This window comes from Janthinobacterium psychrotolerans, assembly GCF_001677885.1.
Taxonomy (GTDB): Bacteria; Pseudomonadota; Gammaproteobacteria; order Burkholderiales; family Burkholderiaceae_D; genus Janthinobacterium; species Janthinobacterium psychrotolerans.
Genome location: NZ_LOCQ01000059.1, coordinates 125,029 through 146,546 on the forward strand (window position 1 = coordinate 125,029; position 21,518 = coordinate 146,546).

Annotated in this window: 17 protein-coding genes and 1 tRNA gene; 7 read left to right on the forward strand and 11 right to left on the reverse strand. The window is 61.7% G+C overall.

Annotation, left to right across the window (positions count from 1 at the left end):
• Positions 1-65: 65 nt before the first annotated feature.
• From lon to ASR47_RS19095, 7 genes are all read right to left on the reverse strand, one after another.
• Entirely contained in the window at positions 66-2,477 is a 2,412-nt protein-coding gene (lon, locus tag ASR47_RS19065) for an endopeptidase La (RefSeq protein WP_065309371.1), read from the reverse strand.
• A 280-nt stretch (positions 2,478-2,757) separates the two neighbouring features.
• A complete protein-coding gene (gene clpX / locus ASR47_RS19070; RefSeq protein WP_065309372.1) occupies positions 2,758-4,026 on the reverse strand; it encodes an ATP-dependent Clp protease ATP-binding subunit ClpX in 1,269 nt (422 codons plus the stop codon).
• Between the two features lie 203 nt (positions 4,027-4,229).
• On the reverse strand, positions 4,230-4,847 hold the full coding sequence (gene clpP, locus ASR47_RS19075) for an ATP-dependent Clp endopeptidase proteolytic subunit ClpP (RefSeq protein ID WP_425402746.1): 618 nt from the start codon (positions 4,845-4,847) through the stop codon (positions 4,230-4,232).
• An 85-nt stretch (positions 4,848-4,932) separates the two neighbouring features.
• On the reverse strand, positions 4,933-6,273 hold the full coding sequence (tig, locus tag ASR47_RS19080) for a trigger factor (protein WP_065309572.1): 1,341 nt from the start codon (positions 6,271-6,273) through the stop codon (positions 4,933-4,935).
• Positions 6,274-6,949: 676 nt separating this feature from the next.
• Positions 6,950-7,032 (reverse strand) — tRNA-Leu (locus ASR47_RS19085).
• Between the two features lie 161 nt (positions 7,033-7,193).
• Positions 7,194-10,283 (reverse strand): efflux RND transporter permease subunit, encoded by a 3,090-nt coding sequence (locus ASR47_RS19090; RefSeq protein ID WP_065309374.1) that lies wholly within the window; start codon positions 10,281-10,283, stop codon positions 7,194-7,196.
• Positions 10,280-11,440: an efflux RND transporter periplasmic adaptor subunit gene (locus ASR47_RS19095; protein ID WP_065309375.1), complete on the reverse strand. Its 1,161-nt coding sequence runs from the start codon at positions 11,438-11,440 to the stop codon at positions 10,280-10,282. Before ASR47_RS19095 ends, ASR47_RS19090 begins: the two co-directional genes overlap by 4 nt.
• Before the next feature lie 295 nt (positions 11,441-11,735).
• Between ASR47_RS19095 and hpnC the strand changes: the two genes are divergently transcribed.
• The 6 genes from hpnC to ASR47_RS19120 all read left to right on the forward strand — a co-directional run bounded on the left by hpnC (position 11,736) and on the right by ASR47_RS19120 (position 16,800).
• Positions 11,736-12,608: a squalene synthase HpnC gene (gene hpnC, locus ASR47_RS19100; RefSeq protein ID WP_065309376.1), complete on the forward strand. Its 873-nt coding sequence runs from the start codon at positions 11,736-11,738 to the stop codon at positions 12,606-12,608.
• A gap of 46 nt (positions 12,609-12,654) precedes the next feature.
• Positions 12,655-13,488 (forward strand): presqualene diphosphate synthase HpnD, encoded by an 834-nt coding sequence (gene hpnD / locus ASR47_RS19105; protein ID WP_065309377.1) that lies wholly within the window; start codon positions 12,655-12,657, stop codon positions 13,486-13,488.
• Positions 13,481-14,845: a hydroxysqualene dehydroxylase HpnE gene (gene hpnE, locus ASR47_RS19110; RefSeq protein WP_065309378.1), complete on the forward strand. Its 1,365-nt coding sequence runs from the start codon at positions 13,481-13,483 to the stop codon at positions 14,843-14,845. Before hpnD ends, hpnE begins: the two co-directional genes overlap by 8 nt.
• 144 nt (positions 14,846-14,989) lie before the next feature.
• Complete coding sequence (locus tag ASR47_RS27525; protein WP_171898993.1) at positions 14,990-15,151, forward strand: hypothetical protein; 162 nt, start codon at positions 14,990-14,992, stop codon at positions 15,149-15,151.
• Between the two features lie 42 nt (positions 15,152-15,193).
• A complete protein-coding gene (locus tag ASR47_RS19115) occupies positions 15,194-15,982 on the forward strand; it encodes a DUF1700 domain-containing protein (protein ID WP_065309379.1) in 789 nt (262 codons plus the stop codon).
• An 11-nt stretch (positions 15,983-15,993) separates the two neighbouring features.
• On the forward strand, positions 15,994-16,800 hold the full coding sequence (locus ASR47_RS19120) for a head GIN domain-containing protein (protein WP_065309380.1): 807 nt from the start codon (positions 15,994-15,996) through the stop codon (positions 16,798-16,800).
• A 4-nt stretch (positions 16,801-16,804) separates the two neighbouring features.
• Here ASR47_RS19120 and ASR47_RS19125 read toward each other — a convergent pair whose 3' ends face one another.
• The gene (locus tag ASR47_RS19125; protein WP_065309573.1) at positions 16,805-18,049 is read right to left on the reverse strand and encodes a TIGR03862 family flavoprotein; all 1,245 of its coding nucleotides are present in this window, start codon (positions 18,047-18,049) and stop codon (positions 16,805-16,807) included.
• A gap of 131 nt (positions 18,050-18,180) precedes the next feature.
• On the opposite strand from ASR47_RS19125, the gene ASR47_RS19130 reads away from it, so the two are divergent.
• Positions 18,181-18,399, forward strand: a complete 219-nt coding sequence (locus ASR47_RS19130) for a hypothetical protein (RefSeq protein WP_065309381.1) — start codon at positions 18,181-18,183, stop codon at positions 18,397-18,399.
• A 42-nt stretch (positions 18,400-18,441) separates the two neighbouring features.
• On the opposite strand, the gene moaD is transcribed toward ASR47_RS19130, so the two are convergent.
• The 3 genes from moaD to thrC are packed head-to-tail and all read right to left on the reverse strand — an operon-like array spanning position 18,442 to position 21,424.
• Positions 18,442-18,699 carry a molybdopterin converting factor subunit 1 gene (gene moaD / locus ASR47_RS19135; RefSeq protein WP_065309382.1) on the reverse strand — a complete coding sequence of 86 codons (258 nt, stop codon included), beginning with the start codon at positions 18,697-18,699 and terminating at the stop codon, positions 18,442-18,444.
• Between the two features lie 11 nt (positions 18,700-18,710).
• Positions 18,711-19,934, reverse strand: coding sequence for a molybdopterin molybdotransferase MoeA (locus ASR47_RS19140; RefSeq protein ID WP_065309383.1), 1,224 nt, complete (start codon positions 19,932-19,934; stop codon positions 18,711-18,713).
• On the reverse strand, positions 19,934-21,424 hold the full coding sequence (gene thrC / locus ASR47_RS19145; RefSeq protein ID WP_065309384.1) for a threonine synthase: 1,491 nt from the start codon (positions 21,422-21,424) through the stop codon (positions 19,934-19,936). Before thrC ends, ASR47_RS19140 begins: the two co-directional genes overlap by 1 nt.
• Positions 21,425-21,518: the final 94 nt, after the last annotated feature.

The window sequence follows — 21,518 nt, forward strand, 5'->3', positions numbered from 1 at the left end:
ATTCACGTTTGCATATGAAACAAGCGCCCTAAAAGCGCTTGTTTGGGTAAAACCGCGGTAAAACGTTAGTGTTTTACCACCTCGCCCGCGGCGTCCGGCTTGGCCGCCGCGGCGGCGACAGGCTCCACGGCCGGCACTTCCACCAGCGGTTCAGGCAGGCGTTCCAGCGCGATTTCCAGCACTTTGTCGATCCAGCGCACCGGCACGATCTCGAGCTTGTTCTTGACATTGTCCGGAATCTCGGCAAGGTCCTTCACGTTCTGCTCGGGAATCAGCACCGTCTTGATGCCGCCGCGATGGGCCGCCAGCAGCTTCTCTTTCAGGCCGCCGATCGGCAGCACTTCGCCGCGCAAGGTGATTTCGCCCGTCATCGCCACATCGGCGCGCACCGGGATGCCCGTAAATACCGACACCATCGCCACCGTCATGGCGGCGCCGGCGGACGGACCGTCCTTCGGCGTCGCGCCTTCCGGCACGTGGATATGGATGTCGCTCTTCTCGAACACATCCGGTTTGATGCCGAGGCGTGCGGAACGGCTGCGCACGACGGTACGGGCCGCTTCGATCGATTCCTTCATCACGTCGCCCAAGGTGCCGGTGCGGATCACGCCGCCCTTGCCCGGCATCGACACCGCTTCGATGGTCAAGAGATCGCCGCCCACTTCGGTCCATGCCAGGCCGACGACCTGGCCTACCTGGTTTTCCTTCTCGGCCACGCCAAAGTCATAACGGCGCACACCAAGGAACTTGTCCAGGTTCTTCGAGTTGACGATCACCTTCTTGTCCGACTTTTTCAGCAGCAGCATCTTGACCACCTTGCGGCAGATCTTCGACACTTCGCGTTCCAGCGAACGCACGCCGGCTTCGCGCGTGTAGTAGCGGATGATGTCACGCAGCGCCGATTCGGCCACCGAGATCTCTTCTTCCTTCAGGCCATTGTTCTTGATCTGTTTCGGCAGCAGGTAGCGCTGGGCAATGCTGGTTTTCTCGTCTTCCGTGTAACCGGACAGGCGGATCACCTCCATGCGGTCGAGCAAGGCTGGCGGAATATTGTACGAGTTCGACGTCGCCACGAACATCACGTCCGACAGGTCGAAATCGACTTCGATGTAATGGTCGGAGAACGTGTGGTTCTGTTCCGGGTCCAGCACCTCGAGCAGGGCCGACGACGGATCGCCACGGAAGTCGGCACCCATCTTGTCGATCTCGTCGAGCAGGAACAGCGGATTGCGCACGCCGACTTTCGACAGCGATTGCAGCACCTTGCCCGGCATCGAACCGATGTAGGTACGGCGGTGGCCGCGGATCTCGGCTTCGTCGCGCACGCCGCCCAGGGCCATGCGCACGAACTTGCGGTTGGTGGCGCGGGCGATCGACTGGCCCAGCGACGTCTTGCCGACACCAGGAGGACCGACGAAGCACAGGATAGGCGCTTTGAGCTTGTCGACGCGCTGTTGCACCGCGAGGTATTCCAGGATGCGTTCCTTGACCTTGTCCAGGCCATAGTGATCGCCCTCGAGCACCTTCTCGGCATTCGACAGGTCATTGTTGACCTTGGATTTTTTCTTCCACGGCAAGTTGACCAGGGTGTCGATATAGTTGCGCACGACGGTGGCTTCGGCCGACATCGGCGACATCAGCTTGAGTTTTTTCAGCTCGTTGGTGGCTTTGTCGAGCGCTTCCTTCGGCATCTTGGCCGCAGCCACTTTCTTCTCGAGTTCGTCGAGGTCGGCGCCATCTTCGCCCTCGCCCAGTTCCTTCTGGATCGCCTTGACCTGTTCGTTCAGATAGTACTCGCGCTGCGATTTTTCCATCTGGCGCTTGACGCGGCCACGGATGCGTTTTTCCACTTGCAGGATGTCGAGCTCGCCTTCGAGCTGGCCCAGCAGGTGTTCGAGGCGCTTGGCCACGCTAAAAATTTCCAGGATGACTTGTTTTTGTTCAAGCTTGAGCGGCAAGTGCGCGGCGACCGTGTCGGCCAGGCGGCCGGCATCGTCGATGCCCGACAAGGAGGCCAGGATCTCCGGCGGGATCTTCTTGTTCAGTTTGACGTACTGGTCGAATTGCTGCACGATCGCGCGGCGCATCGCTTCGACTTCCGACTCGTCGCCCGGCTCGGATTCGAGCGGCGTCAGGTCGGCGATGAAGTGCGTCGGGGCATCGCTGATGTGATTGATGCGGGCACGCTGAGCGCCTTCGACCAGCACCTTGACGGTGCCATCGGGCAGCTTGAGCATTTGCAGGATATTGGCGACACAGCCAATTTCATAGATGTCCGAAGGGGATGGTTCGTCCTTCGCAGCTGCTTTTTGAGCGGCAAGCATGATGCTCTTGCCCTGCTCCATCGCAGCTTCCAGCGCCTTGATCGACTTGGGACGGCCAACGAACAGCGGTATCACCATATGCGGGAAAACGACGACATCCCGCAACGGCAATAACGGCAGTTGAGTTTGCTCAGTTAATTTGGAAGTTGTCATGGCGTACCTTATAGAAAGCGTGTTTACGATGTTGGCGCTCGCTGCCAAAACACAAGACCGGCGAGAATAAATAATTCTGTGAAACAAACTTTCTTTTGTTTATTTCGCAAAAACACACCCGCATGACTCTAATGATTACGGCATTCATAGTAAAAAAGCCACGCGCAGCAGGTCTGCCGCGAGTGGCTTTCCGATTGAAGCCTGCAATATTATTGATTTAAATTGTACTGCCATGCATTAAGGAATCAAAACCCTTTTTATGCATTTGTCTCGGCAGTAATCAATTTTCTCCGGAGGCCTTGGCAGTCTCTTGGTAAATCAACAAAGGTTTGGCGCCACTGGTAATGGTGTTTTCGTCGATGACGACTTTCACCACGTTTTGCTGGCTCGGCAGTTCGTACATCACGTCCAGCAGCGCATGCTCGAGGATCGAGCGCAGGCCACGCGCACCGGTCTTGCGCGCCAGCGCCTTCTTGGCGATCGCATGCAGGGCGGCCGGACGAATCTCCAGTTCCGCGCCTTCCATGTCGAGCAGCTTCGAGTATTGCTTGATCAGCGCATTCTTCGGTTCGACCAGGATCTGGATCAGCGCCTCTTCCGTCAGTTCCGCCAGGGTGGCGATGACGGGCAGGCGACCCACCAGTTCCGGGATCAGGCCGAATTTGACCAGGTCTTCCGGTTCGGCTTCGAGCAGCAGTTCGCTGGCCGAGCGCTGCGACTTGCTCTTCACGCTGGCCGAGAAACCGATGCCGCTCTTGTCGGAACGGTTCGAGATGACTTTCGACAAGCCGTCAAACGCGCCGCCGCAGATGAACATGATGTTGGTCGTGTCGATCTGCACGAAATCCTGGTTGGGATGCTTGCGTCCGCCTTGTGGCGGCACCGACGCCATCGTGCCTTCGATCAATTTCAACAGCGCTTGCTGCACACCCTCGCCCGACACGTCACGCGTGATGGACGGGTTGTCGGACTTGCGCGAAATCTTGTCGATCTCATCGATGTAGACGATGCCGCGCTGGGCTTTTTCGACATCATAGTTGCAACTTTGCAGCAGCTTCTGGATGATGTTTTCCACGTCTTCACCGACATAACCGGCTTCGGTCAGGGTGGTCGCGTCGGCGATCACGAACGGCACGTTGAGCATGCGCGCCAGGGTCTGGGCCAGCAGCGTCTTGCCCGAGCCGGTAGGACCGACCAGCAAGATGTTGCTCTTGGCCAGTTCAATGTCGTCTTTCTTGCCGAGGTGCTTGAGGCGCTTGTAATGGTTGTACACCGCCACCGACAGGATGCGCTTGGCAGTCTGCTGGCCGATCACGTACTGATCGAGCATGGCGGCGATTTCTTGCGGAGTCGGCAGGTCGGACTTGGCGCCGGTCACCGTCTCGATGCTCGACGTTTCATCACGGATGATGTCGTTGCACAAGTCGATGCACTCGTCGCAAATGAAGACGGACGGGCCGGCGATGAGTTTCTTCACCTCGTGCTGGCTTTTGCCGCAGAACGAGCAATACAATAATTTTTCGCCGCTAGAGGATTTTTTGTCTGACATAAGGCATTTTGGTTGGAACTGCATTAACAATATTGCAAAATCGCTGGCCGGAACAGCGGTGCCGAAGCCGTGAGGCTGGCACCCATGGCGCAAGTCGGATAAGCATGCACAAGCGCCATGCTACCCGAAATAAAAGCGAAACGCCCGAACGTTTGAGCGCCCGGGCGTTTACTGACGTACTTAGCAATACCGGTAGGGGCACATCAAGCGCGGCTGGTCAACACTTTGTCGATCAGGCCATACTCGACAGCCTCGTCGGCGGACATGAAACGGTCGCGGTCGGTATCCCGTGCGATCTGTTCGATCGACTGGCCGGTGCGCTCGGCCATGATGCCGTTCAGACGTGTCCGCAGGTACAGGATTTCTTTTGCCTGGATCTCGATATCGGACGCCATGCCTTGCGAACCACCGGACGGCTGGTGAATCATGATGCGCGAGTTCGGCAGCGAAAAACGCTTGCCCTTGGCGCCGGCGGCCAGCAGGAAGGCGCCCATGGACGCGGCCATGCCGGTACACAGGGTCGACACGTCCGGCTTGATGAACTGCATCGTGTCGTAGATGGCCATGCCGGCCGAAACCGAACCACCTGGCGAGTTGATGTAGAGCGAAATTTCCTTTTCAGGATTTTCGCTTTCCAGGAACAGCAGCTGGGCCACCACCAGGTTGGCCATCTGGTCATTGACCGGGCCGACCATGAAAATCAAGCGTTCCTTGAGCAGGCGCGAGTAAATATCATACGAGCGCTCGCCGCGGCCGCTCTGTTCCACCACCATCGGCACCAGGCCGAGCATTTCAGTGTCCAGCGCTGGATTACGGTACATACCTGTCATTTCATTTCCTTGTGAAGCAGTTAGAGGGCACCGCCCAGGCCTTGCGACCGAGGGCGGCATCCGGATGCCAACTGGTTTACGCTTGTGCGTTGCTTCCCATCAGTTCATCGAAAGCGACTGCTTTCGAGGTCACTTTCGACAGGCCCAACACGTAAGTGACGACGTTTTCTTCCAATACAAGGGCTTCGATCTCGCCCAGGCGACGACGGTCGCTGTAGTAGTACTTCAGCACTTCGCGCGGGTCTTCGTAGCTTTGGGCGAAATCTTCGATTTGCGCTTTGACTTGCTCAGGTGTCGCTTGCAGCTTGTTGTCGCCGACCAGTTGCGACAGGATCAGGCCCAGGCGTACGCGACGCTCGGCTTTTTCCGCGAACAGTTCAGGTGGGAAAGGCACGTCCTTGACGTTCATGCCGCGCTGCGCCATGTCCTGGCGGGTCATTTCAGCCAGGCGGTCCGAATCCTGGGTGATCAGCGTTTTTGGCACGTCCAGCTCGGCAACCTTGACCAGCGCGTCCATGACGGCTTCCTTGTTGCGTGCTTTCACGCGGCCAGCGACTTCGCGCTGCAGGTTGACTTTGATGTCTTCGCGCATTTTGGCCAGGTCGCCATCGGCAACGCCCAGCGACTTGGCGAATTCGGCATCGACTTCCGGCAGGTGCGCCCATTCCAGCTTTTGCAGGGTGATGGTGAACGATGCCGTTTTGCCGGCCACGTCCTTGCCATGGTAGTCCTCAGGGAAGGACAACGGGAACGTCTTGGACTCGCCCACTTTCAGGCCCAGGGTCGCGGCTTCGAATTCTGGCAGCATGCGGCCTTCGCCCAGCACGAAAGCGTAGCCATCAGCTTTGCCGCCCGGGAACTCGACGCCGTCGATCGAACCGACGAAATCAACGGTCACGCGGTCGCCGTCAGCGGCAACTGGCTCGCCGCCGTCACCGTGTTCGCCAGCTTCGCCCTTGGTGTGAAAGTGCACGCGCTGCTTGCGCAGGATGTCGATGGTCTTGTCGATTTCGGCTTCCGACACTTCGGCTTGCACGGTTTCGATTTCAACGGCAGCCAGGTCACCGATGGTCACTTCCGGATACACTTCGAACGTGGCGTCGAATGCCAGCTGGCCTTCGGCTGCTTCTTCTTTCGGCACGATGTTCGGGAAACCGGCCACGCGCAGATTGTTTTCGTTGGCGGCGTCGTTGAACGCGCGGCCGACTTTGTCATTCAGCACTTCGGATTCGATTTGATAACCGTATTGTGCTGCGACCATTTTCAACGGCACTTTACCCGGACGGAAGCCCGGTGCCTTGGCCGTACGGGCTTGCACTTTCAGGCGCTTCTCGACTTCCGTGCGGACGTCCGTCAGCGGGAAGGAGATGGTGATACGACGTTCGAGTTTGCCCAAGGTTTCGACTGCAGTTGCCATGTAAAAAATCGTCCAAAAAATAAACACTGTTGGTGCGAGAAAAGAAGACCCGACCCCTTGCGCCATTACTGGCGGCAAGACATGGGTCCAGCTTCACTCGCTCGCATATTCATCTGCCACAGCGGCAACACAGGGTAGTGGACCCGGTCTGCCCGGTGATATTCACCAGGCACCAGACAATCCGCTGTCTTCGACACTGCGGCAGGGCTCCGACTGTCCGGCACTGCTTCGGGTTCAATCGCAGGGCCGGGCTTCATTCGGTAAAGCGTGGCATTATAACAAAGGACTTTGGAAAAGTGGCTGGCTTTGCGGCGCGGCCACAGAGGATGCGCGGCGCTGGCGATCACTCGCCACAAGCCGGCCGTTCCCTGTCTTTACTTCAGCTGTCAGTCTGCTTCATTTCGCCTGAAAACGGGCCTTCCAGCCCGCTTCGTCTATTAGTATATGCCATCTGCCGCCGCGTCCCAAACAAAGAAATGGGGCGGGAGCGAAGTTTTCATGCGAAAAACGATTGATTTGCCTCAATTTGGCCATTTTTCATGCAAAACAGTGCGACAGCACCTTGCAGCAACACGATAGGCATGCACGGGCAGATGGGGAACGAACGAATAAAGGATGGCGCGCGGCGCATGCCTTGAAATGACCACTGTGCACTTCCGGGTTGAGCAACCCGGAATGGTGCGGATGGGGAGACTCGAACTCCCAAGCCGAAGCACTGGCTTCTAAGACCAGCGTGTCTACCAATTCCACCACATCCGCATACTTGCACCGCCAAGCCAGGCGCTCCTGATTCTAACAACTCGGGAGCATTCTGGCTACCTCGCTCTTGCGCGCCATCAGAGGCGGCCAAAGCAAAGGCGGCATTCTACTGGATTTCCCAGAGGAATGCCGCCTTTTTTACGGCACGGCGCCCTGCGGCGCTACTTGTCCAGCGCCACCGGCTTCTTGACGCGGAACCAGGCCGCGTACAGGGCCGGCAGGAACAGCAGGGTCAGGGCGGTGGCCAGGATCAGGCCGCCCATGATGGCGACCGCCATCGGCCCCCAGAACACCGAGCGCGACAAGGGAATCATGGCCAGCGCGGCGGCGGCGGCCGTCAGCACGATGGGCCGGCAGCGGCGGACGGCCGAATCGATAATCGCGTCCCAGGGCGCCGAGCCGTCACGGATGTCCTGCTCGATCTGGTCGACCAGGATCACCGAATTACGGATAATCATGCCGAACAGCGCGATCACGCCCAGGTTGGCCACGAAACCGAGCGGCCGGTGCAAGGCCAGCAGGGCGAACGCGGCGCCCGCCACGCCCAGTGGCCCCGTCAGGAACACCAGCAGCGCGCGCGAGAAGCTGTGCAGCTGCAGCATCAGCAAGGTAAAGATCAGGAAGATCGCCAGCGGCAGATTGGCCGCGATCGACGCTTCCGCCTTGCCACTGTTGGCCGCCACGCCCTTGAGCGTGATGCGGTAACCAGGCGGCAATTTTGCCCGCAAGGCGTCCAGTTGCGGCGCCAGCTGGGTCGAGACGGTGGCGCCCTGGATATTGTCGACCACGTCGGACTGCACGGTAATCGCCCATTCACGCTTGTCGCGCCAGACCACGCCCGGCTCCCACACGAAATGGGTGCGGGCAATCTGCGAAATCGTCACCGACTTGCCGTTGGCGGCCGGGATATTCGTGTCATTCAGCACGGAAATCGTGTTGCGTTCTTCCAATGGCTGGCGCACCTGTATATCGATCAGCTTGTTGTCCTCTCGGAACTGGCCGATCACGGTGCCCGACAAGATGGTATTGGCCGCCTGCATCACTGTCTTCGAGGTAATGCCCAGCGCGCGCATCTTGTCCTGGTCCAGGTCCAGGCGCATCACCTTGACCGACTCGTTCCAGTTATCGTTGACACCCACCGTGTTCGGATTGGCGCGCAGCAAATCCTTGACCTGGTCGGCGATGCCGCGCACCGTGGCCACATCGGTGCCCGTGACGCGGAACTGCACCGGATACGGCACCGGCGGGCCGTTCGGCAACAGTTTTACCCTGCCCCGCACTTCCGGGAAGTCCCGCTTGAAAACATCGACAATCTTCTTGCGCAGCAATTCACGGTCGGCCAGGCTTTTCGGCAGCACGACGATTTGCGAGACGTTGGTCTGCGGGAAAATCTGGTCCAGCGGCAGGTAGAAACGCGGGCTGCCCGTGCCGACATAGCTGGTCACGCTGTCCACGCCGTCGAGCTTGCTGACAAAGGCCTCGAATTTTTTCACCTGCTTTTCATTGGCCGCAAACGTCGTGCCTTCGGGCGACCACATCTCCACCATCAGTTCCGGACGGCTGGAATCGGGGAAAAATTGCTTCTCGATAAAATTGAAGCCATAGATGCCCAGTGCAAAGATGGCCAGGGTGGCGGCGATCGTCGTCTTGCGCCACTCCACGCACCAGGTGACGGCGCGGCGGAAACGGCGAAAGTTCGGGGTATCAAACAGCTCGTGGTCGTTATTCGCATGCGGTTTGACCTTCAGCAGCAGGTAGCCGATATACGGCGTAAACACCACGGCCACCACCCAGGAAATGATCAGCGCCAGCGCATTGACCGAAAACAGGGAAAAGGTGTATTCGCCGGCAGTCGACTTGGCCAGGCCAATCGGCAGGAAGCCCGCCACGGTGATCAAGGTACCCGTCAGCATCGGCATGGCGGTCGAGGTGTAGGCAAAGGTGGCGGCGTCAAAGCGCGACATGCCCTCCTCCATCTTGCGCACCATCATCTCCACGGCAATGATGGCGTCGTCGACCAGGAGGCCCAGGGCAATGATCAGGGCGCCCAGCGAAATCTTGTGCAGGTCGATGTCGAGCATGCGCATGAACAAGAACGTGACCGCCAGCACCAGCGGGATGGTCAGCGCCACCACCAGGCCCGGGCGCACGTCGATGCGCAGCGGTTTTGTATGCAGGCCCAGCGCGACAAAGCTGACCGCCAGCACGATCAAAATCGCTTCGATCAGGGTGTGGACAAACTCACCGACCGAGGCCGACACCGACGCCGGCTGGTTCGACACGCGCTGCAACTGTATGCCCACCGGCAGCGCTTTTTCCATGCGCGAGACGGTGGCCTGCAAGGCCTTGCCCATCTCGATGATATTGCCGCCCTTTTCCATCGACACGCCCAGGCCGATCACTTCCTTGCCGTTGAAACGCATCTTGTCCTTGGGTGGATCGATGAATTCGCGTTTCACGGTGGCAAAGTCGCCAAGGCGGAAGGTGGTGCCGTTGGCGCGCAGCTCCAGGTTCTCCAGGTCCTTGACCTTGAGCATGGCGCCCGTGACCCTTAGCTGCAGGTTGTCGGTCGGCGTGACCAGCACGCCAGTGGCGTTGATGCTGTTCTGCTCCGACAACTGATTGACGATCGCTTCGAACGGGATGCCCAGCTGGGCAAATTTCTTGTGCGAAAAGACGATATTAATCTTTTCATCCTGCACGCCGAACAGTTCCACCTTGGCGACCTGCGACACGCCCAGCAACTGCTGGCGCACGTCATCGGCATAGTCTTTCATTTCAGCATAGGTAAAGCCGTCGCCGGACAGCGCGAAGATGGAGCCATAAGTGTCGCCGAACTCGTCGTTGAAAAACGGCCCGACCACACCGGCCGGCAAGGTGTTCTTGATATCGCCGATTTTCTTGCGCACCTGGTACCAGGCGGCCGCCGTTTCCTTGGGTGGCGTCGATTCGCGCAATTCCAGCAGGATCAAGGTCTCGCCCGGCTTGGAATAGCTGGTGATCTCGTCGATATACGGCGTTTCCTGCAGCTTGCGCTCCAGCTTGTCGGTTACCTGCTCGGCCATCTGCAGGGCGGTGGCGCCCGGCCAATAGGCTTGCAGCACCATGGCGCGGAAGGTAAACGGCGGATCTTCATCCTGGCCCAGATTGGCATAGCTGAGCATGCCGCCGATCAGCAGCACCGCCATCAGGTAGCGCGTCAGCGGAACATGTTCGAGCGCCCAGCGTGACAGATTGAAGCCGCCCCTCATTTGGCGGCCCCGGCGGTGATGACAGGATCAGCCTTGGCCGGTGCGGCCATCTCGGCGCCCAGGATCGATACTTTCTGGCCAGGCTTGAGCAGATTGACGCCGGCCGTGACCACGGTCTGGCCTTCTTTTACGCCCGAGCTCAGCAACAGATCGTTGCCGGCCACGCCGCCCACGGTGACATTGACCAGCTTCACGGCGCCGTTTTCCACCACCCACACCGAGCTTTGCGATTTTTCATTGAACAGCGCCGTCAGCGGCACCCTGATCTGCGGCGTGGCCGTGGTGGACGCGAACTGCACCACCGCCGTCATGCCCAGCAAGGCTTCCGGTGCGTTCGGAATGGTGACCTTGGCCAGGTAGGTGCGGGTGGCCGGGTCGGCCACCGGCGAGACTTCACGGATCTTGCCCGGCAGCGCCTGTTTCGGGTCGGCCCACAGACGCACCACCACGTTCTTGACACGGCGCATGGTGTCAACCTTGTCTTCAGGAATGCCGATCACCACTTCGCGGTCGCCGTTCCTGGCCAGCACGGCCACCGGCGTGCCGGGCGAGACCACCTGCCCTACTTCGGCATCGATGCGCGTGATCACGCCATCGCCGTCGGCCAGCAGGCTGGCATAGCCGGACTGATTGGCCTGGCCACGATAGGCGGCCTGCGCCGCTTCCACCTGGGCCTGGGCCGCCTTGTACGCGGCATCCTTGCTATCGAGCACGGCCTGGCTGACGAAATTCTTGTCGCGCAGTTCCTGGTAACGTTTCAGTTCGGCACGCGCCAGGTCGCGATTGGTTTGCGCGCTGTTCAGGCTGGCCTTGCCCTGGGCCTGCGACAATTGCAGGTCTTGCGGATCGAGGCGCATCAGCACCTGGCCACGCTTGACGACAGTGCCGACCTCGACATTGCGCTCGACGATCTTGCCGCCGACGCGAAAACCCAGCTGCGAGGTCACCCGCGCCACCACTTCGCCGGAGAACTCGGCATTTACATCGACATTGCTGCTGGCCAGCACGATGGCGCGCACCGGGCGCACGTCCTCGGCCTTGGGGGCCGGCTTGGAACAGGCCGCCAGGGTCATGGCCAGGGCTGCGGCGGCCAGCAGGCGCAGGGCGGGAAGAGCTGGGGCGCCGGTCTGGCGGCGCAGGGTTTTCAGGGCAAACAAGGTATTTTCCTTTACTATGCGGGCTGTTAGATTTTTATATGAGGAAACTTTTTGCCTGCCGACTGGGTAGCGCCAAACTTTTTCTCACGCAATATCCTTAAATTTGTGACAATGTCAGCTCAGTCATTCAGGGAGCGTTATCCCTTACTGACTTTCTGGTTAGTAATTATAATCGTGGCGAAATTTTTTTAGTGACTTTTGCGTCATTAATCCATATTTTGTTGCGTCGATAACTATTTACCGTGTCGCCTTTGCACCGGCCCCGTGCGGCCGTGCATGATGAGAGAAGTGTTTCATGCCTGTAGACCATTACGAAAATTTTCCCGTAGCATCTGTGTTAATGCCGCGCCGCCTGGTGCCCGCCGTCGAGGCCATCTACGCCTTCGCCCGCAGCGCCGACGACCTCGCCGATGAAGGCGACGCCACGCCGGCCGAACGGCTGGCAGCCCTGCAGTCGTACGAGTCGGCGCTGGACCGCATCGCCGCCCACGAACCGGAGACCGACCCGATGTTCGTGCGCCTGGCCGCCACCATCGCCAAATTCGAACTGCCGATGCAGCCGTTTTACGACCTGCTGTCCGCCTTCAAACAGGATGTGCGCACCACGCGCTACGCCACCCATGTTGACGTACTGGACTATTGCGCCCGTTCGGCCAATCCGGTCGGCCTGCTGATGCTGAGCCTGTATAAAGCGGCCGATGAAGCAAATGTACGCGATTCCAACGCAATATGTTCAGCTTTGCAATTAATTAATTTTTTGCAAGATGTGGCGATCGACCGGCAAAAGGAACGCATTTACCTGCCGATGGAAGACCTGAACCGCTTTGCCGTCTCGCCGGCCGCCTTCGAGCGGCCCGAGGCGCATGGCAAATGGAGCGCGCTGATGCGTTTCGAAGTGGCGCGCACGCGCGCGCTGATGCTGTCGGGCGCGCCGCTGGCCCTGCGCCTGCGCGGACGCATCGGCTGGGAACTGCGGCTGGTGGTACAAGGCGGCTTGCGCATCCTGGAAATGATCGAGGCCGTCAATTACGATGTCTTCCGCCGCCGGCCCAAACTGTCGAGGCGCGACTGGCTGATCATTTTGTGGCGCGCCCTGCGCATGTCGCGCAAAAGCGTGGCCGCCGCCGCTCAAGAAAACCCGCTATTTCCCCCGTCGCCCACCCACTAAGACGATAGAATAGCGGCTTCGATCTGTAACCCTTGCACTTTTGACTATGTCTCCCGACGAATATTGCCAACAAAAGGCCGCCCAGAGCGGCTCCAGCTTTTACTACAGTTTCCTGTTCCTGCCGGTCGAGCGCCGCAAGGCGATCACGGCCCTGTATGCGTTCTGCCGCGAGGTCGACGATACGGTGGACGAATGCACGGACGAAAACGTGGCACGTACCAAGCTGGTCTGGTGGCGCAAGGAAGTCAAGTCCATGTACGAAGGCAACCCCACGCATCCCGTGATGCGCGCGCTCGAGCCGCACCTGGCCGTCTACACGCTGGAAGAAAAACACCTGCAGGCGATTATCGACGGCATGGAAATGGACCTGAACCAGACACGCTACCTCGATTACCAGGCCATGAGCCGCTATTGCTGGCATGTCGCCAGCGTGGTCGGCATCTTGTCGGCCAGCATTTTTGGCGCGACCCGCCCGGAAACGTTGCTGTACGCCGAGAAACTGGGCCATGCTTTCCAGCTGACCAATATCATCCGCGACGTCGGCGAAGATGCGCGCAAGGGGCGCATCTACCTGCCGATCAGCGAGTTGCAGCAATTTAACGTCACGGCGGCCGACCTGCTCAACGCGCGCCATACCGAGAACTTTGAAAACCTGATGCGTTTCCAGGTGGCGCGCGCGCAAAAGACCTACGACGAGGCATTCGCCCTGTTGCCGGCGGTCGACCGCCGCGCCCAGCGCCCTGGCCTGATCATGGCCGCCATCTACCGCACCTTGCTCAATGAAGTCGAGCGCGACGGCTACCATGTGCTCAAGCAGCGCATTTCCTTGACGCCGATCCGCAAACTGTGGCTGGCCTGGAAGACCTGGATACGTGGCTAAGCCAGTGCCAGCACCGCTGTCGGTTGCCGTTATCGGCGCCGGCTGGGCCGGTTGCGCCGCCGCCATGGAACTGGCGCGCGCCGGCCACGCTGTCACCGTCCACGAAGCGGCACGCACGCTTGGGGGGCGGGCACGCAAGGTCGAGCTCGACGGGACCATGCTGGACAACGGCCAGCATATCCTGCTCGGCGCGTACCGGGAAACCCTGCGCCTGATCAAACTTTCCGGCCAGGACCCGCAGGCGCTGATCCTCGACCTGCCCCTGCAGATGCGCTATCCCGAAGGCAGCGGCGGCATGGATTTTGTCGCGCCGCGCTGGCCGGCGCCGCTGCACCTGGCCTGGGCCCTGCTGCGCACCAAGGGCCTGGCGCGCGCCGACAAGGTGGCGCTGCTGCGTTTTTCCAGCGCCATGCGCTGGATGGGCTGGCAGTTGTACAACGATTGCACGGTCAGCGAATTGCTGCAGCGCTTCGACCAGACCGAGCGCCTGACAGCGCTGATGTGGCGTCCGCTATGCCTGGCGGCGTTGAATACGCCACCCGAACGGGCCTCGGCCAGGGTCTTCGTCAACGTGCTGCGCGACAGCCTGGGCGCGCGCCGCCGTAGCGCGTCGGACATGCTGATCCCCAAAACCGATCTGAGCGCCCTGTTTCCCGAGGCCGCCGCCCGTTACGTTGAACGCCATGGCGGCCAGGTCAGGCTCGGCGCCAAGGTGCAAGTCTTGCATGCGCTAGCTGATGGCCGCTGGCAGCTGGACGATACAGACGCCTATGACCGCGTGGTGCTGGCCACTTCCAGCAGCCAGGCCGCCAGCCTGCTGGCCAGCGCAGGCGAGCCGGCCGTCGATGCGGTGATCGCCCAGCTGCAGGCATTTACCCATGAGGCCATCAGCACCTGCTACCTGCGGTACGACGGCACCGTGCGTCTGGGCCTGCCCTTCTACGCCCTGGCCGATGCACCGGCACAGGCGCACTGGGGCCAGTTCGTGTTCGACCGCGGCCAGCTCGACGCGCGGCAGGCGGGTTTGCTGGCGGTGGTGATCAGCGCATCAGGCGCGGCCGCCGCGCAAGGCCACGAGGCGCTGGCGCTGGCGGTGGCCGCGCAGCTGGCGCAGGTATTGCACATGCCGCAGCTGGCCCAGCCCGCCTGGACGCAGGTGATTACCGAAAAGCGCGCCACCTTTGCCTGCACGCCGGATCTGCCGCGCCCAGGCAACGCCACCGGCTTGCCGGGCCTGGTGCTGGCCGGCGACTACACGGCCGGCGACTACCCGGCCACCATCGAGGCGGCCGTGCGCAGCGGCGTGCAGGCGGCCAGTCTCGTGTGCCAGATCAAGACAGCCGGCACGAAAGCGTGACCGCGTATCGTCTGCCTGTGTCGCTGACCCCTTCAATTGTGCAGCCTGTCGCACCGCGGTGGTGCCCCAGAGCCTGTTTGGATACAGTCACATCATCGGCCAGCAACACTTGAGGCCAACAACGATATGACTACAGGAACCACCATGAACACCACGCCATTCAAAACCGCTTGCAAAACCGTGCTGCTGCTGGGCTTCGTGGCGCTGGCGATGGCGATCGTGGCCGGCACGCAGCAAGGCCATGCGGCGCAGCACGCGCCGTTGATGCTGAGCCAGGCGAGCATGCTGCTGCCTGCGCTGGGCTAGGCCAGGCCGGTAGCGCGCAAAATGGAAGGCAGAGCAAACATCATGCATCAACAAGACTATCTCGACGCGCTGCGGCGCGCGCTGGCCGGCCTGCCGCCGGACCTGGTCGCCAAGACCATGGCGTATTACGAACAAAGCTACAATGAAGGCCTGGCCGCCGGGCGCAGTGCCGAAGAAATCGCGCACGACCTGGGCGACCCGAAAAAAATCGCTCTCACCCTGCGCGCCAACACGCAGCGCCGCGCCTTCGAACACAGGAAAACACCGGTCAACCTGCTGCGCCTGCTCGTTTCGCTGGCGGGCCTGGCCATCTTCAATCTGTTCATGGTGATCCCGGCCGCCGTCTATGCGGCGCTGCTGGCCACCTTGTATGCCGTCGGCCTGAGCTTTTACCTGGCCGGCATTGCGATCACGGCCAGCGGCCTGTCGGGCGCCAACGAGTTGCTGCTCGACGGTCCGCTGCGCTACATGCTGGTCCATGATGACGATGGCGGCGCAGGCGACGACCAGCGCCAGACCCGCATCACCATCGGCGACACCGGTATCGAGATCGACCATCTGCCCGGCCCGGTCAAGGCGGCCGAGGACAGCCCGCCGTCGCCGTCGCCGTCCTCGCGCGTGATCGAGCGGGCCGAAGCGCTGGCCGGCAGCGGCATCCATATCTATACCGACCTGGATCAGGATGCGCGCACCACGCAAACCCTGTTCGGCATGGGCATGGTGCTCGGCGGCATCGTATTGTTCCTGCTCAGCCTGGTCGTAACCCGCTATACGCTGATCGGCGTGCGGCGCTATATCGCGATGAATATTTCCCTGCTCAAAGGCCATTAAGGAGGCACGCCATGAAACGCCTGTTCAAAGTCGGCCTGTCCATGTTCCTGCTGGCCCTGGTCCTGATCGCCCTGTCCTATACCGCCCTGCGCGCCAAGGGGATCAGCAACCCCAGCAGTTCAGCGGGCCGCGCCGTGCGCGCCGACACCCGCGCCATTTCCGCCGCCGTCACGTATGTGGACCTGAACGGCCCGATCGACCTGACCCTGCGCCGCGGCGCCACGGCATCGCTGAAAGTGAGCGGCGAACAGCGCCTGCTGGCCAATGTCGACACCACCGTCGACGGTTCCACCATCCATATCGGCCCGAAAGGCATGCTGTTCCACCACCGCCAGCCCTTGCAGGTGGAACTGGTATTGCCAACACTGACCGGCGTCGAAGTGCACGGCACGGGCAACAGCCGCATCACCGGTTTCAGCGGCGACAAGTTCACGCTGGAACTGGCCGGCTCGGGCGACATCAGTTTCACGGGCCGCTACAAGCAGGTCGAAGCGAGCGTCAACGGCAGCGGCAATCTCGACATCAATGGCGGCAACAGCGACAAGGTCAGCCTGGAAATGATCGGTTCGGGCCGCATCAGCGCCAGCGGCAACAGCAAGGTGCTCAATGCCGAACTGAGCGGCTCGGGTGATATCGACGCCGAACACCTGCCCTCGGATATCGCCAATGTGGTCCTGCAAGGCTCGGGCGAAAGCACCGTCTTCGTGCGCGAGAAGGCCAGTCTGACCCTGCGCGGCAGCGGCGACATCCACGTCCACGGCAAGCCGCGCCAGCGCGACGCCCAGCGCACGGGATCGGGGGAGATTACCTGGCATTGACGTGTTACTGGCGGCGGCCTTCCAGCCACGCCAGCGCCTGCTCCCCCGCCGCCTTGCCGCCTGCCAGGCAGGCTGTCAGCAAGTAGCCGCCGGTCGGCGCTTCCCAGTCCAGCATTTCACCGGCCACGAACACGCCCGGCATGGCGCGCAGCATGGCGCCGTCGACGCCGTCAAAGGCGACGCCGCCGGCGCTGCTGATGGCTTCGTCAATCGGCCGCGGGCGCTTGAGCGTCACCGGCAGCAGCTTGATGGCGCGCGCCAGTGTTTCAGAGTCGGCAAAGTCGGCAGCACTGACGCATTCGCGCAGCAGGCCTGATTTCACGCCCTTGATGCCGAGCCGGCTTTGCAGATGGCTGGACATCGAACGCGCGCCGCGCGGGCGCGTCACCTCGTCGAACACGCGCTCGTGACTGTGGTCGGGCGCCAGGTCGAGCCAGATGGTGGTGCTGCCGTCACGCGCGATCTGATCCCGTAGCGCCGCCGACAAGGCGTAGATCAGGCTGCCCTCGACGCCGCCCGCCGTGATCACGAACTGGCCTTGCCGCTTGACCCTCAAACCATCGATATCGATGGCCGTGATGGCCACGGTGGTCAGCGGCTCGCCCGCATGGCGGCTGCTGAAATGTTCGCTCCAGTCCACGTCGAAACCGCAATTGGCCGGCGCCAACGGCGCCACCGCCACGCCCTGCGCCCGCAGCAGCGGCACCCAGGCGCCATCGGAACCGAGACGCGCCCAGCTGCCGCCGCCGAGCGCCAGGATCACGGCGTCAAACACCAGCAGGCGCGCGCCGTCGGGCGTATCGAAGGCCAGCTGACCGTCCTGCCAGCCGGTCCAGCGGTGGCGCATGTGGAACTGCACCCCGCTTTCCCGCAGCCGGTGCAGCCAGGCGCGCAGCAGGGGCGCGGCCTTCATGTCGGTCGGGAAGACGCGGTTCGACGAGCCGACAAAGGTGTCGACACCGAGGCCATGCACCCAGTCGCGCACCTGCTGCGGGCCGAACTGGTCGAGCGCGGGGCGCAGCCGGTGCGACTGCCGGCCATAGCGCGTGACAAAGCTCTGGTAGCCTTCCGCATGCGTGATATTCATGCCGCCACGTCCGGCCAGCAGGAATTTGCGGCCGACCGAGGGCATGGCGTCGAACAGTTCGACCTGCGCGCCACCGGCGGCGGCGGCCTGCGCGGCCATCAGCCCGGCGGGGCCGCCACCGATCACGGCGACACGAAAAGCAGTAGGTGCAAGAGAGGACATGAACAGGAACGCCGGCGATGAAAACCCCGGCATTTTAGTCGAGATAGCCTGGCCCGATGGCAACGGGACTGAAAATTAGTGCATACTGCGGCGACAGACCCCGTTTGATGACGATAAAAAAGGAGAGTGGCATGGGCGCAGGATTCTGGATTTCCCGTTATTTGCTGGCCAGCGGCATCTTGTTCATCATCTTGACCGTGGTCGAATACAGCAAGGGCACCACCAGCCAGGCCGACATTTTAAGCGCGCTGGCCTGGTCGCTGGTGGCCTCGGCCATCTTTATCGGCTCGAAATACTGGCGCTACCGCAAGGCGGTGCAATGCGCCAGCTGCGGCGATGCGGTCAAATAGCTAGCTCGGGTTAGCAAAGCGTAACCCGACACCACCACGGTATTACCCTCCCGTGACGGGCGGAAAAAACGCCACTTCATCGCCGTCCGCCACCACGGTGTCGGCCTGGCACATCAGCTGGTTGTGCGCCATGCGCAGCAGCTTGCCTTCGGCCAGTGCATCGGCCCAGTTGCCGCCGCGCGCCACCAACACGGCGCGCAGCTCGCCGACGGTGGTGGCTGCTTGCGGCAACTCCAGCACTTCCTGGCCAACGCCCACCAGCTCGCGCACGCTGGCAAAAAATCGCAACTGTATCTTCAAACCCTGCTCCTTCAGTACAACAATTCGTTAAACGGGATAAAGCGCAGCAGGTCGCCGCGCGCGATCGACAGGCCCGGCGGGCAGTCGATCAGGCCGTCGCCCCACACGGTGGAGGTCAGCACGCCCGAACTCTGGTTGGCGAACAGCTCCAGCGCGCCGTCGTCGTTGATTTTCGCGCGCAAAAATTCGTTGCGCCGGTCGGCTTTCAATCGCTCGAAGGCGGCCGCCAGTCGGTAGCTGCGCGGCGCCACGTTGCCCGTCACGCCCTGCAGGCGCAGGACAAACGGCCGCACGAACAGCAAAAAGGTGACGAAGCTCGATACCGGATTGCCGGGCAGGCCGACAAAAAAGGTCTGTTCGACTTCGCCAAACGCCAGCGGCTTGCCCGGCTTGACGGCGATCTGCCACAGGTTCAGCCGCCCTTCCGCCTCCACCGCCGGCTTGATATGGTCCTCCTCGCCGACCGACACGCCGCCCGAGGTGATGATCAGGTCGCTGCCCTGCGCCGCCTGGCGCAGCACGGCGCGCGTGGCGTCCAGGGTGTCGGGCACGATGCCGAGGTCATGGATCTCGCAGCCCAAATTCTCCAGCAAGCCACGCAAGGTAAAACGGTTCGAGTTGTAGACCGCACCGGGCGGCAAGGGCTGGCCCGGCATGGCCAGCTCGTCGCCGGTGGAAAACAGCGCCACGCGCAGTTTGCGCAGCACCGGCAATTGCGCCAGGCCCACCGACGCGGCCAGGCCCATCTCCTGGCTGCGCAGGCGCCGGCCCGCTTCCAGGATCACGCTGCCGGCGCGGATGTCCTCGCCCTGGCGGCGCACCCATTCGCCCGCCTGCGGCGCATGGTGGATGGTGACCACGCCCTCGTTGAGCACGCACTGCTCCTGCATCACCACGCAGTCGGCGCCCGCCGGTATCAGGGCGCCCGTAAAGATGCGCGCCGCCGTGCCCGGCTGCAAGGGCAGGCCCACATGGCCGGCCGCGATGCGCTGCGACACCGGCAAGCTGGCCGCGCCGCTGGCGCAGTCCAGCGCGCGCACGGCATAGCCATCCATCTGCGTATTGTCGCGCTCGGGCACGTTCAGGGTCGAGGTTTGCGCCACGGCCAGCACGCGGCCGTTGGCGTGCATGGTGTCGACCAGTTCGACGTCGCTCACCGGCCTGGCGGCGGCGGCCATGAAGGCCAGCGCCTCGGCCACCGACAGCATGGCCTTGCGTTCAGTCTCCTGCGCCATCACAGTCCCGTATGCGCGGCGATATACGCCTGCATTTTCGCCACGTCGGTATCCATTACCACGAACTTTTGCGGCAGCTCTTCGATGTTCTCGAAGCCTTTTGGCCGTTCCGCGTCCACGCCCAGGGCATCAAGGATGGTTTCGTTGAACTTGGCCGCCAGCGCCGTTTCCAGCACGATCATCGGCACGTTGACTTCCAGGTGCTCGCGCGCCACCTTGATGCCGTCGGCGGTATGGGTGTCGATGGTGATGCCGTAGTCGTCGGCCACGTCGCGGATGGTGTCCAGGCGGTCCTTGTGGGTCGACTTGCCCGACTTGAAGCCGTATTTGGCGACTTGCTTGAATTCGTCACCGTCGCTGCCCGGTTTGCCCGACAGGTCGAAGCCGCCATGCGTGTCGACCTTGGCGAACAGGGCTTTGACGCGCGCGCTGTCGCGGCCGACCAGGTCGTAGACGAAGCGCTCGAAGTTCGACGCCTTCGAGATATCCATCGACGGGCTGCTGGTATGGTAGGTTTCGGACGACTTGCGCACGCGGTAGACGCCGGTGCGGAAGAATTCGTCGAGCACGTCGTTCTCGTTGGTGGCGGCCACCAGTTTCGAGATCGGCAAGCCCATCATGCGCGCGATGTGGCCGGCGCAGATATTGCCGAAGTTCCCCGACGGCACCGTGAACGACACTTTTTGCTCGTTGCTGGTGGTGGCCGCCAGATAGCCGCGGAAGTAGTACACGACCTGGGCCACCACGCGCGCCCAGTTGATCGAATTGACGGTGCCGATCTTCTGCCTGGCCTTGTACGGCAGGTCGTTCGAGACGGCTTTTACCATGTCCTGGCAATCGTCGAACACGCCTTCGACGGCGATATTGTGGATGTTCGGGTCCTGCAGGCTGAACATCTGCGCCGTCTGGAAGGCGCTCATCTTCTTGTGCGGCGACAGCATGAAGACGCGGATGCCCTTCTTGCCGCGCATCGCATATTCGGCCGCGCTGCCGGTGTCGCCGGACGTCGCGCCAAAGATATTGAGTTCGGCGCCGGTCTTGGCCAGGGTGTATTCGAACAGATTGCCCAGCAACTGCATCGCCATGTCCTTGAACGCCAGGGTCGGGCCGTTCGACAGCGCTTGCAGGATCAGGGTGGTCGACCCGCCCTTGACGAGGTTTTCTTCGAGCACGCGCAGCGGCGTGATGTCGGCGGCGTTTTCGCCGGCGCGGGCATTGCGGTAAACCGCCTTGGTATAGGTCTTCGCGGTCAGCGCCTTCAGGTCGGCCGCCGGGATATCGGTGGCGAACTTTTTCAGGATTTCGAATGCCAGGTCGGCATACGACAATGTGCGCCAGGCATCGAGCTCGGCACCGCTGACTTGCGGGTAGTGTTCAGGGAGATACAGTCCGCCATCGGGGGCCAGGCCGCCCAGCAGGATGTCGGAAAATTGTTGCGGCTGTTGCGATTGCGATGGCGCTTGGTCAGCGCGGGTAGACACATAGTGCATGAGAGTAGAGTCCAGTTGAGCTGAGAGCGTGAAAAAGAATGGCAAACGAGCCGATATTATAGTGCGAGCGGCAGTCCATGGGGAACCGCGCGAC

Coding starts and splice junctions, on each gene's coding strand:
- lon (WP_065309371.1), bottom strand. CDS start 2,477: ATGACAACTTCCAAATTAACTGAGCAAACTCAACTGCCGTTATTGCCG.
- clpX (WP_065309372.1), bottom strand. CDS start 4,026: ATGTCAGACAAAAAATCCTCTAGCGGCGAAAAATTATTGTATTGCTCG.
- clpP (WP_425402746.1), bottom strand. CDS start 4,847: ATGTACCGTAATCCAGCGCTGGACACTGAAATGCTCGGCCTGGTGCCG.
- tig (WP_065309572.1), bottom strand. CDS start 6,273: ATGGCAACTGCAGTCGAAACCTTGGGCAAACTCGAACGTCGTATCACC.
- ASR47_RS19090 (WP_065309374.1), bottom strand. CDS start 10,283: ATGAGGGGCGGCTTCAATCTGTCACGCTGGGCGCTCGAACATGTTCCG.
- hpnC (WP_065309376.1), top strand. CDS start 11,736: ATGCCTGTAGACCATTACGAAAATTTTCCCGTAGCATCTGTGTTAATG.
- hpnD (WP_065309377.1), top strand. CDS start 12,655: ATGTCTCCCGACGAATATTGCCAACAAAAGGCCGCCCAGAGCGGCTCC.
- ASR47_RS27525 (WP_171898993.1), top strand. CDS start 14,990: ATGAACACCACGCCATTCAAAACCGCTTGCAAAACCGTGCTGCTGCTG.
- ASR47_RS19115 (WP_065309379.1), top strand. CDS start 15,194: ATGCATCAACAAGACTATCTCGACGCGCTGCGGCGCGCGCTGGCCGGC.
- ASR47_RS19120 (WP_065309380.1), top strand. CDS start 15,994: ATGAAACGCCTGTTCAAAGTCGGCCTGTCCATGTTCCTGCTGGCCCTG.
- ASR47_RS19125 (WP_065309573.1), bottom strand. CDS start 18,049: ATGTCCTCTCTTGCACCTACTGCTTTTCGTGTCGCCGTGATCGGTGGC.
- ASR47_RS19130 (WP_065309381.1), top strand. CDS start 18,181: ATGGGCGCAGGATTCTGGATTTCCCGTTATTTGCTGGCCAGCGGCATC.
- ASR47_RS19140 (WP_065309383.1), bottom strand. CDS start 19,934: ATGGCGCAGGAGACTGAACGCAAGGCCATGCTGTCGGTGGCCGAGGCG.
- thrC (WP_065309384.1), bottom strand. CDS start 21,424: ATGCACTATGTGTCTACCCGCGCTGACCAAGCGCCATCGCAATCGCAA.